The following is a 14,501-nucleotide window of genomic DNA, read 5'->3' on the forward strand; positions in this document are numbered from 1 at the left end:
GATGGGCGCCCAGGAGCAGCCGACCGAGCTGTACAAGGTCGGCCTGGGTTCGGTCCGCTTCCTGATGGCCGTCGGCGACCTGTTCATCGGCTGGCAGCTGCTGCAGCAGGCCGAGATCGCCCTCGCGGCCCTGGACAACGGCGCCACCGGCTCCGACGTCGCCTTCTACACCGGCAAGGTCGCCTCGGCGCAGTTCTTCGCCCGCAACGTCCTGCCGGAGCTGACCGCCACCCGCGCGATCCTGGCCAACCTGGACAACGACATCATGGAACTGGACGAGGCCGCCTTCTGAGCTGTTCCGCCTCTCCGCGTATCAGGCCGCACTCAGGTGAGTCTTCGGCCTGATACGCGGCCGGTGGGAAGTGGCGTGGGGAGTTAGCCGGTTCCCGGTGAGTTACCCATGTTTTCTCGCGAGACCAGTCGAACGTCCCGGAGTCTGCCGACTCCGGGACGTTCGCGTTTCCAGGGACTACTGGGCGAACCAGCCCGAGGGGCCGACTTCGGCGCCCATGCGGGGGACGTACTGGTCGAAGTACACGCGAGCGATGAGTTCGCGGCGGCTGCGGACGCCCGCCTTCTCGAAGATCGACTTGAGGTGGTCCTGGACGGTGTAGGCCGAGACGTGCAGGGCCGCGGCGATCTCCTTGGTCTCCACACCCTGGAGGACGAACCGGGTGACGTCGTGTTCGCGCGGGGTCAGCCCGAAGGCGGCGACGACCAGGGTGACGATCTCCGGCGGCCGCGCCTCCTCGATGGTGACGACGACATCGCCCACCGCGCCGTCGGGCCCGGCCAGCGGCGACGCGTACAGCACCAGCCACACCCCGGACGCTGTCCGCACCCGGGCCCTCGGCATCGCGGCGCCGGGCGTGGCGAGCATTCGCCGCGCGGCGCTGACCAACGAGATCACCAGGCTCAGCGGGTCGCCGCTGTGCACCGACGACCGCAGCTGTGCGAACCGCTCCTCGGCGCCGAGGCTGATCTGGGCCACCTCGTCGTTCGCGTCGACGATGACGACGGCGGGACCGGCGGTCTCCGCGCCCAGCTCGGGCGCGTCGGCGAGCCGGGTCAGCACGCCCGCGCGCACGCCACGGGCGAACGAGCCGGACAGCGAGGCGAGATAGTCGACCTCGTCGTCGGTGAACTTGGGGTCGTCGCTGCCGCGGAACAGCGCCAGGCACCCCCACGCCCCCGAACCGTCCCGGAACACCAGCCGCGCCTCGTCGGCGAAACCGTAGATCGGGCGCATCAGCCGGGACATCCGCTCGCAGCGTTCGATGTCGTCGCCCATGGCCGCGTGCATGCCGATCGCGCGCCGCTCGGAGACCGCGAGCGAGCGGAACGACGTCGCGTCCTCGGTGCCGTACTCGATGAGGCCGAACAGCCGGTCGTGCTCGTTCGCCGCGACCAGCGACCCGTACTTGCGCGCGCTGGTGAGCATCATCGTCGCCGGGTCGTGCGTGCCGACGCACGCGGCCACCGCCGGTACCGCCCGGCGCACCGCGTCGGTCGCCTCGACCAGGAATTCGTCGAGGTCGAGACCGGCACGCGAGAGCACATCCAGATCGCTCCGCACGCGCTCGGGAACAAGCCGGCTACGCATGCCCTCAGTATGCGCCGCAGACCATAGGCCGCCATATCCCAGACGGCTGGGATACCCGATTCCCCGCCCGGCTGGGATGGCCCCGACCAGGGCGAACGCGCGAATCTGGACCGCGTGACCATCATCCTCGAGACGACCTCGGTCGACGAGTCGGGCCGCCTCGTGCACGCCGAGGACGCCGCCGCACAGCTGTGCCTGGCGTTCGAGCGGCTCGAGGCGGCGCTGGCCGCGCGCGGGCTGGAGGCGTCATCGATCGTGCGTCTGCGGGTCCGCGCCCGCGCTCCCGCCGACGCCGCCGATCTCGCCGACCTCGTCGCGGAATGGCTCGACGGCGCACCCGTGCCGGTCGACCTCATCGATGTCGCGCACCTCGCGCTCCCCGGCACGCTCGTCGAGCTCAGCGCGCAGGTGATCCCCACTTCTCCCGACCCGAAGGACCGTCCATGAACCCGACCACGACCGCCCTGCGCGACCTCGCGCTCCTGCCCGGCGACCCCGGCTACGACGCGGCAGCCACCCCGTGGAACCTCGCCGTCCGGCAGCGGCCCGCCGCCGTCGCGGTGCCGCGCACGATCGACGAGGTCGTCGACCTCGTCCGGGCCGCCACCGGTCTCGGCCTGCGGATCGCGCCGCAGAGCACCGGGCACGGCGCCGCCGCCGTGGCCGGGCTCGACGACGCGGTCCTGCTCCGGCTGCACGAACTCACCGGTGTCACCGTCGATCCGATCGCCCGGCGCGCCAGGGTCATCGGCGGCACGCTGTGGCGCGACGTGCTCGCGGCGACGGCACCGCACGGACTCACCGCCCTGCACGGCAGCGCGGGCGATGTCGCGGTCGCGGGGTATCTGCTCGGCGGCGGCCTGTCCTTCTACGGTCGCGAGCACGGTCTGGCGAGCTCCGCCGTGCGCGCGATCGACCTGGTCACGGCCGACGGATCGCTGGTGCGGGCGAGCGCCGAGGAGCACCCCGACCTGTTCTGGGCGGTGCGCGGTGGCGGCGGCAGCTTCGGCGTCGTGGTGGCGATCGAGCTCGACCTGCTCCCGCTCGCCGACGTCGTCGCGGGCATGCTGCTGTGGGACATCGAGCGCGCGCCCGAGGTGCTGTCCGCGTGGCGGGACTGGACCGCCACGCTCCCCGAATCGGTCACCACCTCGGTGCGGCTCATGCGGTTTCCCCCGCTGCCCGAACTGCCGCCCTTCCTGTCCGGGCGCAGCCTGGTGGTGATCGACGGCGCCGTGCTCGAAGACGACGACCGCGCCGCCGAACTGCTCGCCCCGCTGCGCGCGCTGGCCCCCGAACTCGACACCTTCGGCCGCATCCCGACCGCCGCGCTGCTCGACGTGCACATGGACCCGCCCGGCCCGACCCCCGCGGTGAGCGATCACGCCCTGCTCACGCACCTTCCGCCGGAAGCGGTCGAGGCCCTGCTCGCCGTCGCGGGCCCCGGCGTGCAGACCCCGCTGATGTTCGCCGAACTCCGTCATCTCGGCGGCGCGCTCGCCCGTCCCCAGGACGCCGCGCTGTCGCACCTGGCCGGCGCGTACGCCCTGTTCGCGGTGTCACCCGCGCCGACGCAGGAGCTCGCCGCGCTCGGCGAGACCGTCACCACCGGCGTCGTCGCCGCCCTGCGGCCGTGGGCCGCCGAGACGTCGTTCCTGAACTTCGCCGACCGCGTGATCGACCCGGCCACCGCCTTCGACGCCACCGCATGGCAACGGCTCCAGCACATCCGCGACACCTACGATCCGGCCCAGACCTGGGTGGCCGCGCACGCCGTCGGGCAGTAGCCGGCGATGCCGCGCGGACGAGGGGTTCGCGCGGCATCACTCGTGACCTGTTTTTCTGATCTCCGTCTCCGAACCCGGCGTACCCTGGGAATTGCCGTCGGTCGGGGTGAGGCTCGGGGGTCGTGATGGGTGAAAGTACCGCGCTCAGTGTGTATTTGCGGGAGCGCCGAATGGCGGCGGGCCTCGCGCGGACCGAGCTGGCCGCGCGGGCGCAGATGGCGCCGCTGCTGATCAGCCAGATCGAATCGGGTGCGCTGGTCCCGAATTCCCCCATGCTCCAGCGGCTTTTCGATTCCCTCGATGTGCCGCTGTGGTATCGCAAGCACATCCTCGTACTCGGCTTGCCCGCACTGGATTCCGGCACCCCACCGGCCGCGCCGACGGCGGAGGATCTGACCGACCTGGCCAGCCTCACGCATCCGGCGTGCTTGCAGCGTTTCCCCACCATGGACATGCTCGCCGCGAACGCCGAGTACCAGCGGCTGTTCCCCGGGCTCGGCGCCGGGGTGAACGTGCTCGAATGGATGTTCCTCGACCCGATCGCCAAGAAGGTGTTCATCGACTGGACCACCGAGGCCCAGCTGCTGGTGCACGCCTTCCGCATGCTCGCTCCGCTCGCGCCGACCCAGCGGGTCACCGCGATCACCGAGTCCTGCGGTCAGTCCCCCGATTGGGACCCCATCTGGACCAGCGACGTGCGCCCCCAGGACATCGCGCGGCGCCACCTGCGAATCCGGGAACGCAGTACCGGCATCGAACGCCGGATGCTGCTGCGCATCTACGACCCGGCCTTCCCGACCCGACCGTGGTGGCTCTACCGGCTGATCCCCGCCCGGTAGCCGGAAAACGGCGCCCGTCGAATCCGACGGGCGCCGTGAAATCCCAGGTAGCTCAGGCCGCCGACCCGCTGGCAAACGCGAGGAGGATGGGCAGGATCTGGACCAGGCTGTCGAACATATTTTCTCCTTCTAGACGAATACTGAGTTCCTATCACGACAGAATTACGCGAAACATAATTCAAATGAACGTGAGAAGAACTCATCGTCACAGGAAGCGCGGCCCCACTGTGCGACGGCCAGGTCACCCGGTCGCGACTACTCCGCGGGCGTCTCGCCGGCCGAACCGCTGGTCAGCTGGGCCAGCAGCGCGGCGAGCCCCTCGGCGGACCCGGTGCCGGGCTCCTCCTCGGCGACCGGCTCGGGCTCCGCGGAGGACCCGCCGGTCAGTTGCGCCAGCAGCGCCGCGAGCCCCTCGGCCGACCCGGTGCCCGGCTCCTCCTCGACGACCTCCTCGGTCTCCGACGATCCGCTGGTCAGCGCGCCGAGCAGAGCGGTCAGGTCGGCGGACCCGGTGCTGGGCGCCGGCTCCTCCGCGTTCGCCGCACCGGCGCCGAGCACCGCGATGCCCGCCGCGGCCGCCATCGCCACACCGAAGACACGAATCTTGCTCATTGTGAACCCCTCATTGTTCAGATTTACGACGGACTACGTTTCCGTCACACGAGATGTCTAACAGCGGCACAACATCACCCGGCAGACCGATGAAATGGGGGCAAGACAATCGTGTCGCCCGGCGACCGCCCGCTGTTAGAGTTCGCGAGCACCAGTTCCGGCGAGGACCTCGTCAGCCGATCCGGAATCTGTGGCGATACTCGGTCGGGGTGGTGTCCAGCCGCCGGCGAAACGCTCGGGTCAGCGTGTCCACGGTATTGAAACCACAAGTGGCGGCGACACGTTGGAGGGTGTCGTCGGTCGTTTCCAACCGGTGCCGTGCCACTTCCACCCGCGCCGATTCGAGGTAGGCGGCCGGCGTCATGCCGAGTTCGGCGCGGAAGATCCGGGTGAGCTGTCGCTCGCTCACATGCGCCCGCTCGGCGAGATCGGTGACGGTGAGCGGCTTTCCGATATTTCCGGTGATGTAGTGCCGGATATCGTCGATGCGTCGTGTGGTCGATACCGGCTCGAGCGAAACACTGAATTGACTCTGCCCGCTGGGCCTTTTCAAATACATCACCAATTGCCGGGCCACCCGCAATGCCAGCTCGTCGCCGAAATCGTCGGCCACCAGCGCCAGCGTCAGATCGAGGCAGGCGGTGAGACCCGCTCCGGTCCAGATGTGCTCGTCGCGGATGTAGATCGGGTCGGCGTCCACCTCGATCTCGGGATGCTCGGCCGCGAGCTGCTGCGCGGTCGACCAGTGGGTGGTGGCGCGTCTGCCGTCGAGCAGTCCCGCGGCCGCGAGAATATGCGCGCCGACGCATACCGACGCCACCCGGCGCGCCCGCTTCGCCAGCGTCGTCACCGCGTCGACGACCCCGGGATCGACCAGCGCCCGCACCCGCCTGCTGCTGTCGGTCTCCACCGCACCCGGCACGACCACCGTGTCGACGCGCCGCGCCGCGACCTCGGCGAAGGTCACATCCGGCAGCACCCGAACCCCCGCCGACGTGGTGACCGGCGCCATCGTCGCGGCCGCCAGCACCACCTGGTACCCGGTCGGCTCGTCCATCTCCCGCTGCAACAGCGAGAACACCTCCGGCGGCCCGGTGACATCGAGCAGGTCGACCCGATCGAACAGCACGATCACCACGAGCCGATCGACCACTCCACACCTCCATGTCCGAATCTGCAGGTTACATGACATTGCCGACATCTCCGGGGCTCCTTAGCGTGGACTTCGTCCCCGATAGGAAGGCTTTCCGATGGCTTCGACCACCCTCCGCCAGCTCAACGGTTTCGACGAGACCCCGGCCACGCTGGCCGAGTCCACCCTGATCCTGGTCGACTACCAGAACACCTATACCCAGGGCGTCATGCAGCTGACCGACTGGAAGGCCGCCCTCGACGCCGCCGCCGAATTGCTCACCAAGGCACGCGAATCCGGCGCGACGGTCATCCACGTCATCAACGACGGCGGCGAAGGCACCCCCTACGACATCACCGCCGACATCGGCGGCATCCACCCCGCGGTCGCCCCCACCGCCGACGAGAAGGTCGTCGTCAAAACCGTTCCCAACGCCTTCGTCGGCACCGATCTCGGCGACCTCGTCGACGCGGCGGGCCACGACAATGTCGTCATCGCCGGCTTCATGACCCACATGTGCGTCACCTTCACCACCGAGGGCGCCTTCCTCCGTGGCAACAAACCCACGGTCGTCGCCGACGCCTGCGCCACCCGGCCCTTGCCCACCGCCACCGGTGAAGTCCCGGCCGACCAACTCCACCAGAGCGCCTTGGCCACCCTCGCCGACCTCTACGCCGTGGTTGTCGACTCGAGCTCAGCCCTGCGCTGACAGGTGCGGGCCAGGGCGACGGTCTCGGCCTGCTCGGCCAGGCGGGGAGACCCGCGAGGGTCCTCAGCCCTCGGCTGTCACCCAGCTCTGCTGCTTGCCGTCCGGCAGACCCATCTCGCCGACGACCCGTCCGACGGGTGCACCGGCGTCCTTTCTCGTCACCGTGAAACGGGCGCCGGTGGCCAATTCGGCGGGGGTGCAGACGAATGCGGCGGTGACCAGCAGTTCCATCCTCGCGGCGTCGTCCGCGCAAACCCGAACACCGCTCCGGGCCCCGCTCAGGACGAGCGCGACCACCTCGGCCCACGCTTCGTGCGGTCGCCGTTCCAGAACGATCGACCGATCTCCGGCCACCTCCGCCATCGCCGCCACAGTCGCGGGCACGCCGCCCATCTCGGGTCGCCGATTGGTCAGCGAGTTCGTCATCCCACTCACCACCAGCCCCACGACCAGCAGGCCGACAGCAGCGCCTTTCAGCCGGCCGACCCGCTGGGCGAGACCGACCAGGAGAAGCATGAACATGAACAGGGGGATCGCGTACGAGAAGTAGCCGATGTAGGCCTCGTTGATCTGGTCAATGCCGATCATCGCGTAGGCCGCCATCAGCGCGACAGCCGCAGCGCAGACGGACAGGCCACAGGTCAGGAATTTCTCGCCGCGTGCCACCAGCCTGACGAGAACGAAGAGCGCGACGAGGATCGCGACGCCGAGAAGACGGTTCGGACCCCAGAACTGCACCGTGTAGGACACCGCGGTCCACGGCATATGGATCCCGTGCCCGCCGCCATAGCCGACGTACTTCGGGAGTTCACCGGGGAAATTCACGATGGTATTGAGCACGATCGGGAAGGCGAACAACGCCGCGATCCCGCCGAAAAGCCACCAATCTTTCTCGGCGACAGCAAGTTTGCGTCGCCACACCAGGTACAGCCCCGCTCCACCCACCAGCGACACGAAGAACAGGAATTCCGCGTGTCCATGGATGAGCAACCCACCGGCGAGCGCCCCGGCCCAAAGATGTCCGGTACGCCCGGCCACCACCGACGACACCGCGACCAGGAAGAGGAGAAACGGTGCGAAATACACATAGGGAAGCCCGATGCCACTGAGCAGCCCCGGATAACCGGCGAGGAACAACACACTCACCCCGCCGAGTCCGGCGACGAGCCTCCACGACGGGTACCAGGCGTAGACGATACTCAACGCCGACGCCACCATCGCCGCGTTGAACAGCAGGATGGCGATCGCCTGCCCATTCCACGGAGACGGCACCAACCGCAGCACATCGTAGAAGAGCCACTCACCCAACGCGTGCACATAGATGAGCGCGGGCCCGGGATGATGGAACCCGACCCGGGAGTAGTTGCCGACGAGAAGCTCGAAATCCTTCGCGGCCAGCACCTGGATCGAGATGGTCGCCCCATCCCCTTCCTCGGCCACCACCCGGGTGAACAGGTCCCGACTGCTGACCAGTAGAACCGTGGCGTAGGCGAGCCAGGCGGCGAGGAAAACCCACACCGCCGCGAACCGCTCACGTCCGGTGGGCGCTTCTCGCACGCTCGAGGTAGCCGAGCCACCGATAGCCCCGCCGCCTGTGTCCACCATCTCCTGACCCGAGGTGAACGACTGTGGTGCCGACATGGCACTCCCCCATCCGACGATCATTCGGCACACATCGCGTGTGGACCAGTCGGGACAGTAGGGCCTGCCACCCATCCACACAAACGGACACCCCTCTCGCGGCCTCGACGATCTCGACCCGATTTCCCGTGCTCGGCGGCGTGGCGATTCGTTCACCCGGTGAAGACGAAACGAGCGGCCCGGGAGATCCCGGACCGCTCGTCTCTCGCATGTCACTAGGACGGGCAGTTGACCGTGTACTCCCACCGGGTGTCGTCGGGGCCGCTGACCTTCACGGTCACCGTGGTGGCGCTGCCCGCGGGGAGGGAGACGACGGCGGAACCGGTGCCCTGGTTGAGGTTGTCGCCGAGGTAGCCGGTGTCGAGCACCTGACCGCCCTCGTAGTAGACCTGGATCCGGTCGGGGATGTTGAGGGTTTCGTAGGACAGGACGAAGGCGGTCGGGCCCGCCACGCCGAGCTGGTGCACGGTGGTGGTGACGCCCGCTCCGCCGGACTCGGTCGAGCGGTTGCAGGGTTGCACGCTGTCCGACGAACCGCCCGAGCTGCCACCGAGGATGCCGCTGCCCGTGTCGAGCAGGTCGCCGAGAATGCCACTGCCGGTGTCGAGCACACCGCTGCCGGTCGAGCCGCTACCGGTGTCGGCGCCGGCCAGGCCGGGGACCACCATCAGCGACCAGGCCGCCGTCGCCATCGCGATAGCCATCGATTTCTTCACAACGCTTCCTCCACACCACTTCGAGCCAACGGATCATCAGGTGAAATGCGCTGGGCGGCCGCAGGATCGCCGCCCGATCGGGGAGTCCAACATCCCGGGTTCGCCAGCCCCGCAGGCTGGGCACAGCAGTTCTAACACGCGTTTCCGGGCACGGGAATGCGCGAATATCGGGGCAGCGGGCTGTTCGGATGCCGGAGGATAGCCGGAATTTCCGGACCGGAATGTTGGCATCATGGCAACACCGAATCGCCCGCCCAGCGGGGGTGAGGCAATTTCTTAGCTCGGAGAAGAAAGCACCGGTCGGTAGACTAAATGTTGCTTGATCATGTTGTGCCGCAATCAATCAGCGAACGTGAACCGTGGAAATGAGTAATCTCACAGCGAATTCAGGTAACGATGGATTCGATCGGTCCGATCCGGTTCACCGGTTTCCGAACCATTCGGTGTTTCAACAGCCGTGAGTTGTGGATACGCCGACGGGCCGCACCACCGAAAGGAGGTGCGGCCCGTCGAGTCCCGGAACTCAGCGCAGGGTCGCGGTGAGGTGGGGGTAGCCCTTCTTGGGGTTGAGCATGGAGAGGTCCCAGCCGGAACCGACCTGCTCGGCGTAGATGTTGACCGACGACGGCAGGAAGACCGGCTTGCCGAATTTGACCGTGTAGGTGGTCTTCTCGGGGATGCGGCCCTCGATGGTGCCGAGGATGTTCGCGGCCGACCACATGCCGTGGGCGATGGTCTTCGGGAAGCCCATGGCCTTGGCGCCGATGCCGGAGACGTGGATCGGGTTGTGATCGCCCGAGGCGGCGGCGTAGCGGTTGATCATCTTCTGATCGACGCGCTGCACGCGCAGCGGCGGCGGGGGGACCACGTCGGCGGGCGGGGCCGACTTCGGGCCGCCCGACAGGGACGTGCGCTGCTGGTGCAGGAAGGTGGTGACCTGCCGCCAGACCAGCTCCCGGCCGACGCGGATCTCGGTGATCGCGTCGACCAGCAGGCCCTTCGGGTGTTCCCGCAGGTTCTCGATGTGCGCCGCGAAATCGAGCGGCTCCGCGACCGAGATCTCCCTGGTGCGCTCGATGACATTCTCGAAATGCACCGCGCCGACCGCGCTGAACGGGAAGTCCCGCGCGACGACGAGCTGCATCGCCAGCGGGAACGCCAGGATGAACGGGTACGTCAGCGGCAGGGTGTCGCTGAAACGCAGGCCCGTCGCGTGGCAGTACGCGGCCAGGTGATCCGGGTCGACCCGGAAGCCGTCCAGGACGACGCGGCGGTCGGGCAGCGTGGGCTTGCGACCCGACAGCGGGGCGGGCAGCGGGACGGCGCCCAGCGCCGCTTTCGCGTACAGGCCGCCGTTCTTCGGAACCTCGGAGAGGGTGATCGTCTGGGTCATCAGGCGCCGATCAGGCTCTGTCCGCAGACGCGAACCACGTTGCCGCTCACCGCGTTCGACGCCGGGCTGGCGAAGTAGGCGATGGTCTCGGCGACGTCGACGGTCTGGCCACCCTGCAGCAGCGAGCTCATCAGGCGACCGGCCTCACGGGTGCCGACCGGGATAGCGGCGGTCATCGCGGTCTCGATGAAGCCGGGGGCTACCGCGTTGATGGTGATGCCCTTCTCCGACAGCAGCGGGGCCTCGGCGTCGACCATGCCGATGACACCGGCCTTGGAGGCGCCGTAGTTGGTCTGGCCGCGGTTGCCCGCGATGCCGGCGATGGAGGACACGTCGATCACGCGGCCGCCCTCCTTGAGCACGCCCTTGGCCACCAGGCCGGAGGTGATGCGGTGCGGGGCAGCGAGATTGACGTTGATGACCGAGTTCCAGCGGCCCTCGTCCATGTTGGCGAGCAGCTTGTCGCGGGTGATGCCCGCGTTGTGCACGACGATGTCGATGCCGCCGAAACGTTCGGTGGCGAACTCGGCGAGCCGCTCGGCGGCGTCGGGGGCGGTGACGTCGAGGGCCAGGGCGGTGCCGCCGACCTTGTTCGCGGTCTCGGACAGGGCCTCACCGGCGGCGGGGATGTCGGCGACGATGACGGTGGCGCCGTCACGCGCGAAGACCTCGGCGATGGTGGCGCCGATGCCGCGGGCGGCACCGGTCACGACGGCGACCTTGCCGGCCAGCGGCTTGTCCCAGCTGGCCGGGGCGACGGAATCGGCCTTGCCGACCCGGATGACCTGGCCGTCGACGAAGGCAGACTTGCCCGAGAGCAGGAAGCGCAGGGTGGACTCGAGGCCGGTCGCGGCCGCGCCCGCCTCGGGGTGCACGTAGACGAGCTGGCCGGTGGCGCCGCGCAGCAGTTCCTTGGCGACCGAGCGGGTGAAGCCCTCGAGCGCGCGCTGGGCGATCTGCTCGTCGACCGAGCCGACCAGTTCCGGCGTGGTGCCGATGACCACGACACGCCCCGAAGGTGCGAGGTTGCGCATCGCGGGCTGGAAGAATTCGAACAGCTGCGAGAGCTTGTCGATGGAGTCGATGCCGGTGGCGTCGAACACCAGGGCGCCGTACTTGGTGCCCGAGTCGAGCGAATCCGCAACGGTGTAGTCCGAGAGCAGCGCGCGGACCGGCTCGGCGAGCCGACCCTTGCCGCCCAGCAGGACCGGGCCGGGCAGCGCGGGCTCGCCGGCCTTGTAGCGGCGCAGCTCCGCCGGCTGGGGCAGGCCCAGCTTGCTCGCCAGGAACGCGCCGGGGGCGGAGTGGATGAAGGATCCGTAGAGGTTGGGTGCACCCTTGCTCTTGGCTGCCACTGTTCCTACCTTCTCTGTGCTCGACGTGTGAATGACCGTGCTCGCCCAGTGTCCCCCGTGTTGGCTCACATTTGCGGGTACGGTGTCGACAACGAACTTACTCCAGAGTAAGTTTAATGTAAACCGATACGCCCGGCGTACCCGGAACCGACGAGACCATGGAGAACTCGAGTGACAAGCAAAGCCCGCTCGGCGACGGCCAAGGCCAACACCGCCAAGACCGCGAAGACCCAGCGCCCGGTCGCGATCGTTGGTGGTAACCGCATCCCGTTCGCTCGCTCCGACAAGGCCTACGCGCACGCGTCCAATCAGGACATGTTCACCGCCACCCTGGACGGGCTGGTCAGCCGATTCGGCCTGCAGGGCGAGCGCCTCGGCATGGTCGTCGGCGGCGCGGTGCTCAAGCGCGTCGGCGAGCACAGCCTGATCCGGGAGAGCGTGCTCGGCTCCAAGCTCTCGCCCTACACCCCGGCCCACGACCTGCAGCTCGCCTGTGGCACCGGCCTGCAGTCGATCGTCACCGTCGGCGACGCGATCGCCCTCGGCCGGATCGAGTCGGGCATCGGCGGCGGCGCCGACACCACCTCCGACGCGCCGATCGGCGTCAGCGAGGACATGCGGGAGTGGATGCTCACCGCCAACCGCGCCAAGACCAACAAGGACCGGCTCAAGCTGGTCGGCCAGCTGCGGCCGTCGATGCTGGGCATCGAGATCCCGCGCAACGCCGAGCCGCGGACCGGGCTGTCGATGGGTGAGCACGCCGCCATCACCGCCAAGGAGTTCGGCATCGCCCGCGAGGCGCAGGACGAGCTGGCCTACCTCTCGCACAAGAACATGGCCGCCGCCTACGACCGTGGCTTCTTCGACGACCTGATCACCCCGTTCCTGGGCCTGACCCGCGACGACAACCTGCGTCCCGGCTCGACCGTGGAGAAGCTGGCCACCCTGAAGCCGGTCTTCGGCACCAAGCTGGGCGACGCCACCATGACCGCGGGCAACTCGACCCCGCTGACCGACGGCGCCTCGGCGGTGCTGCTGTCGAGCGAGGAGTGGGCCGCGCAGCGCAACCTGCCGGTGCTCGCGCACCTGGTGGACTCCGAGGTCGCCTCGGTGGACTACATCCACGGCCCCGACGGCCTGCTGATGGCGCCCACCTACGCGGTGCCGCGCCTGCTGGCCCGCAACGGCCTGACCCTGCAGGACTTCGACTACTACGAGATCCACGAGGCCTTCGCCTCCGTGGTGCTCTCCACGCTGGCCGCGTGGGAGTCCGACGCCTACTGCAAGGAGCGGCTGGGCCTGGACGGCGCGCTCGGCTCGATCGACCGCAGCAAGCTCAACGTCAACGGCTCCTCGCTCGCCGCGGGCCACCCGTTCGCCGCCACCGGCGGCCGCATCGTGGCCTCCACCGCGAAGATGCTGGCGGAGAAGGGCTCCGGCCGCGCGCTGATCTCCATCTGCGCCGCGGGCGGCCAGGGCGTCGTGGCGATCATCGAGCGCTAGCCCCGGACCGAGGACGACGACGGCGGGTGGCTTCCGGAATCGGAAACCACCCGCCGTCGCTCATTCCGCGGCGGCGGTCAGGACGCGCCGATCGCTTCGGCGATCATCGGCCAGGAGTTGTGCAGATCCTGTTCCCAGTACTTCCAGGTGTGGGTGCCCGCGGCCCGGAATTCGGTCTGGGCGGGGATGTTCAGTTCCTGGAGGCGGGCCGCCAGCCGCTGGGTGCAGAGGTTGGCCGCGGCCTCGATGGCGCCGCCGAGCAGGATCTGGTCGGTCATGCCGATGACCTTGCCGGGGTTCGCGCCGGCCGGGAGGGTTTCGGCGACGCCGGGCAGGCCGGTCGCGCTGGAGAGGTAGATGGCCTTGCCGCGCAGGCGTTCCGCGTTGAGGTACGGGTCGTTGGCCTGCCAGGCGGGGTCGCCGGGGGCGCCCCACATATTGGCGGGATCGGCACCGGCGCGGGCGAAGACCACGTCGACGTAGGCGCGCCCGATCGGGTCGGCGACCTGGGCGCAGCCGCTGTAGGCGCCGACGGCGCGGTAGCGATCGGGTGCCGCGATGGCCAGGTTCAGCACCGCGGTGGCCGACATCGACAGTCCGGCAATGGCATTGACGCCGCTGGTATGCAACGTGTCGTCGATGATCGGCGGCAACTCCTCGGTCAGGAAGGTCTGCCACTTGTTGCGGCCGAGTTTGGGATCGTCGCGCTGCCAGTCGGTGTAGTAGGAGAACTTGCCCGCGGCGGGCGTGACCACGTTGACGTTCTTGTCGGCGAAGAACTGCACGATATCGGTCTGGTTGTACCAGTTCGCCCGGTCCTCACCGCCGCCGGCGCCGTTGAGCAGGTACAGCGTCGGCCGCGGGACGCTGGTGTCGTGCGCGGTGATGACCTGCAGCGGGATCACCCGGTCCATGGCCGCCGAGTACACATGCAGCGTCTGCTGCCGTTGCCCGGGCCGCTCGATGTGGTCGAGCCGGGAACCGTCGGCGCCCGCGGTGCCGACGGAGGCGACCGAGAGCAGCACCAGCGCCATGGCCGACACCGCGACCGCACGGGAACGGGTGAACACGAACATGAATCCTCACTACAGATGGGGCGGTGGCGAACCCAGAGCGCCGGGACGGCAGCGCGAGACCGTCCCGGCGACCAGGTGCTACGCGATCAGCTACCGATCAGATTGCGCAGCACGTCGGAGATGACGTCGCTGAGC

At 68.8% G+C, this 14,501-nt stretch carries 14 protein-coding genes; 6 read left to right on the forward strand and 8 right to left on the reverse strand.

From position 1 onward, the window contains the following. On the forward strand, positions 1-292 hold a 292-nt coding region (locus ACIO52_RS32185; RefSeq protein ID WP_402649236.1), incomplete at its 5' end, for an acyl-CoA dehydrogenase C-terminal domain-containing protein. Positions 293-469: 177 nt separating this feature from the next. Here ACIO52_RS32185 and ACIO52_RS32190 read toward each other — a convergent pair. Further along, positions 470-1,603 (reverse strand): helix-turn-helix transcriptional regulator, encoded by a 1,134-nt coding sequence (locus tag ACIO52_RS32190; RefSeq protein ID WP_218715985.1) that lies wholly within the window; start codon positions 1,601-1,603, stop codon positions 470-472. Between the two features lie 114 nt (positions 1,604-1,717). Between ACIO52_RS32190 and ACIO52_RS32195 the strand changes: the two genes are divergently transcribed. From ACIO52_RS32195 to ACIO52_RS32205, 3 genes are all read left to right on the forward strand, one after another. Beyond that, positions 1,718-2,050, forward strand: coding sequence for a Rid family hydrolase (locus tag ACIO52_RS32195; protein ID WP_218715986.1), 333 nt, complete (start codon positions 1,718-1,720; stop codon positions 2,048-2,050). Further along, a complete protein-coding gene (locus tag ACIO52_RS32200) occupies positions 2,047-3,390 on the forward strand; it encodes an FAD-binding oxidoreductase (protein WP_402649239.1) in 1,344 nt (447 codons plus the stop codon). Before ACIO52_RS32195 ends, ACIO52_RS32200 begins: the two co-directional genes overlap by 4 nt. A gap of 125 nt (positions 3,391-3,515) precedes the next feature. After that, positions 3,516-4,229 carry a helix-turn-helix domain-containing protein gene (locus ACIO52_RS32205; RefSeq protein WP_218715988.1) on the forward strand — a complete coding sequence of 238 codons (714 nt, stop codon included), beginning with the start codon at positions 3,516-3,518 and terminating at the stop codon, positions 4,227-4,229. Positions 4,230-4,484: 255 nt separating this feature from the next. Here the strand turns inward: ACIO52_RS32205 and ACIO52_RS32210 are convergent, their stop codons facing one another. Beyond that, positions 4,485-4,841: a hypothetical protein gene (locus ACIO52_RS32210; RefSeq protein WP_342802038.1), complete on the reverse strand. Its 357-nt coding sequence runs from the start codon at positions 4,839-4,841 to the stop codon at positions 4,485-4,487. Between the two features lie 172 nt (positions 4,842-5,013). Continuing rightward, positions 5,014-5,994 (reverse strand): DJ-1/PfpI family protein, encoded by a 981-nt coding sequence (locus ACIO52_RS32215; RefSeq protein WP_316572985.1) that lies wholly within the window; start codon positions 5,992-5,994, stop codon positions 5,014-5,016. Positions 5,995-6,091: 97 nt separating this feature from the next. On the opposite strand from ACIO52_RS32215, the gene ACIO52_RS32220 reads away from it, so the two are divergent. Continuing rightward, positions 6,092-6,682, forward strand: coding sequence for a cysteine hydrolase family protein (locus ACIO52_RS32220; protein WP_402649243.1), 591 nt, complete (start codon positions 6,092-6,094; stop codon positions 6,680-6,682). Between the two features lie 63 nt (positions 6,683-6,745). Here ACIO52_RS32220 and ACIO52_RS32225 read toward each other — a convergent pair whose 3' ends face one another. The 4 genes from ACIO52_RS32225 to ACIO52_RS32240 all read right to left on the reverse strand — a co-directional run bounded on the left by ACIO52_RS32225 (position 6,746) and on the right by ACIO52_RS32240 (position 11,787). After that, entirely contained in the window at positions 6,746-8,323 is a 1,578-nt protein-coding gene (locus ACIO52_RS32225) for a hypothetical protein (RefSeq protein ID WP_402649246.1), read from the reverse strand. A gap of 215 nt (positions 8,324-8,538) precedes the next feature. After that, positions 8,539-9,039 (reverse strand): hypothetical protein, encoded by a 501-nt coding sequence (locus ACIO52_RS32230; protein ID WP_316572987.1) that lies wholly within the window; start codon positions 9,037-9,039, stop codon positions 8,539-8,541. A 523-nt stretch (positions 9,040-9,562) separates the two neighbouring features. Beyond that, positions 9,563-10,432, reverse strand: coding sequence for a MaoC/PaaZ C-terminal domain-containing protein (locus ACIO52_RS32235; RefSeq protein ID WP_218715993.1), 870 nt, complete (start codon positions 10,430-10,432; stop codon positions 9,563-9,565). After that, positions 10,432-11,787: a 3-oxoacyl-ACP reductase gene (locus ACIO52_RS32240; protein WP_218715994.1), complete on the reverse strand. Its 1,356-nt coding sequence runs from the start codon at positions 11,785-11,787 to the stop codon at positions 10,432-10,434. The genes ACIO52_RS32235 and ACIO52_RS32240 overlap by 1 nt, the downstream gene beginning before the upstream one ends. Before the next feature lie 171 nt (positions 11,788-11,958). On the opposite strand from ACIO52_RS32240, the gene ACIO52_RS32245 reads away from it, so the two are divergent. After that, a complete protein-coding gene (locus tag ACIO52_RS32245) occupies positions 11,959-13,290 on the forward strand; it encodes an acetyl-CoA C-acetyltransferase (protein ID WP_316572989.1) in 1,332 nt (443 codons plus the stop codon). Between the two features lie 77 nt (positions 13,291-13,367). On the opposite strand, the gene ACIO52_RS32250 is transcribed toward ACIO52_RS32245, so the two are convergent. Then, on the reverse strand, positions 13,368-14,366 hold the full coding sequence (locus tag ACIO52_RS32250) for an alpha/beta hydrolase family protein (RefSeq protein ID WP_218715996.1): 999 nt from the start codon (positions 14,364-14,366) through the stop codon (positions 13,368-13,370). Between the last annotated feature and the right edge of the window lie 135 nt (positions 14,367-14,501).

It is taken from the genome of Nocardia sp. NPDC087230, assembly GCF_044744725.1.
Taxonomy (GTDB): domain Bacteria; phylum Actinomycetota; class Actinomycetes; order Mycobacteriales; family Mycobacteriaceae; genus Nocardia; species Nocardia canadensis.